Genomic DNA, 2,109 nt, shown 5'->3' with positions numbered 1-2,109 from the left:
GGGTCGACGAGCTGATACGAGGCGTCGAAGTATCGGCCGAGGAGTCGGCTCCACTCGCGATGTCCTTGGCCAGCGCGGCAAACCAGTCCGCAACGAATTGCGTTGCGGACTCACCGGTTGCCGTCATCGGAGTCGATCCGTACGAGCCGTGAGCGCGGATCGTGTTCCAGTACTTCGTCAGCGCCGTCGCCGACACCAGATCCGCGTTGTCACTGATGTTGTCCTTGACCACGGCGAACGCCTGCTTGGTCAGCCGCGATGTCGTCGCCGGTGGGACCAGCTTCGGTACCGCCCCCACCAACTTCTGTGCGAACAACGCGACTCCCGCAGCGGGATTCGCGAGACCCACGGTGGCGAGTTGGGCGATGTTCGCCGGCGTCAGCACTTCCTTCACGACGGTCTTGACCGCGTTGAACCCGATGGTGCCGATCTTCATCACCGCGGAGATCGTCTCCTGCGCAGTCGGCATCGGTGTGCGCGGATCGGACGCGATCGCCACCCGCTCGGACAGCGATTTCTGCGGCTCGATCGACAAGTTCGCCAGTGTCGTGCCCTTGATGTCCTCATTGATCACCGGCACCGCGGTCTTGATCGTCGTCAACGCCAGCGCTTCGCTGATCGACGTCAACGACCGGATCGGATCCCCGGCAGATAACTCGCTCTGACCAGCAATGTTGGCCGCCGCGCGGGCGATCGGGGCGTTCGCCGGGGCGTCACAGGAGAGATCACCCGGCTCGCAGATCGACGCCACGCGACCGGTCAACGACCCATACGCGACAGCGGTATCACCAGTCGGGCCGATCCCGCCGCCTTCCGGGGCCGACCCAGTGGGCGCCGACACCTTCGCGACCTCTGCGCCGCCAGTTCCCGGGGCAGGCTTCGGGGAGGTCTGCCCCGCAGATCCAGGGAACAACGACGCACCCGGCGAACGTGTCGGATCACCGAACAACGCCACCCCGACCAGCTTCTCGGCCGAGATCACGCCCTCACCCGCACCGACCTTCTTGGCGAACATGCTCATCACGTGTGCGCCCTGGGAGTACCCCGCCCCGCTGAAGACCGTGTGCGGGCACGCCTGCGCAACTTCCGCGGCCGTGTCCTCGAGGTTCTGCAACCCCTCCTCCACGGACTGCGAATACGGCACATTCGCGCCCGGCACCGCGCCACCGAACCCAGCCGGGTACGGCACATAAGCGCGGCCGGTAAGAGAGTCACCTGCAGAGTCGGTCGTCTTGACCATCATCGGCATGAAGACCTGCGAGAGCATTCCGGTGTCGAGAGTCGGTGATGTATCCGGTGACGACTCCCCCGTGCCCTGCATACCCAGAGCGAACAGGACCGGGCACGCCTGCCCGACCAGCTCACTCGCCGGGGCGGCGGGAACCGCACTAGCCGTCCCCGCCGCCCCGACTCCGATCACAGCCACCGCCGCGGTCGCGGCCATCCTGCTCAGTACCTTCATGCCGGTCTCCCCTTCCGTCCGGGTCAGGCGTTCAGGCCAGCGACGACAGCACCGGCGAATGCCGCTGCCTGCTCGATCACCGGTGCAGCCGCACCGGCCGCATTCGCCCCGGCCTGCTCGACCGCCGCCACGACCTGGCCGCCGCCCGGCTGCGCAAGAGCTGCCTCACGCACCTGCGTCACAGTCGCGTCGACCTGCGGCGCGGCCTGTGCCGCGTACACGGGGGCTTCCGCGACGAAATCGCGTGCCTGCTCCACATATCCGCTGCCACCGGGAACGGCTTCGACCTGATCGACGACCTGCTGTGTCAGCCCGACAGCAGCGCGGGTATCGATAGCCGGCGGGGTCCACAGCGGCGCCGGGGCAACTGCCTCCGGTGCCGGTGCCGGTACCGGTGCAGGCTCCTCGATCACCACGTCCTCGCCGCCGAACGCCGTAGCTCCGACGATGCCGCCGAACAGAGCGCCGAGCGCGCCGCCCGCCATTGCTGCCGGAACACCGAGCGCCAATGCCCCGACACCTGCGCCGATCAATGCGCCGTTCACACCGCCGATCACCGGCCCGATCACGAGGCCGACACCCGGGATGAACACCGTCGCCAGCGTCGTGCCGACCCCGATACCGACGACGGTGCCGATGACTGCACC

At 67.7% G+C, this 2,109-nt stretch carries 1 protein-coding gene and 1 pseudogene; both read right to left on the bottom strand.

The genetic code is table 11. The features are described 5' to 3' along the window. Positions 1–1,462, bottom strand: a 1,462-nt coding sequence (locus tag MLGJGCBP_RS54555) for a cutinase family protein (protein WP_160096006.1), incomplete at its 3' end; no start/stop codon positions are given. Positions 1,463–1,485: 23 nt separating this feature from the next. Beyond that, positions 1,486–2,109: pseudogene (locus tag MLGJGCBP_RS54550) on the bottom strand (hypothetical protein); the annotation flags it as partial.

This window comes from Rhodococcus sp. T7 (genome assembly GCF_009872365.1).
Classification (GTDB): Bacteria; Actinomycetota; Actinomycetes; order Mycobacteriales; family Mycobacteriaceae; genus Rhodococcus_F.
The sequence above is the reverse complement of the archived record's forward strand: the minus strand, read 5'-3'. Positions and strand labels throughout refer to the sequence as shown.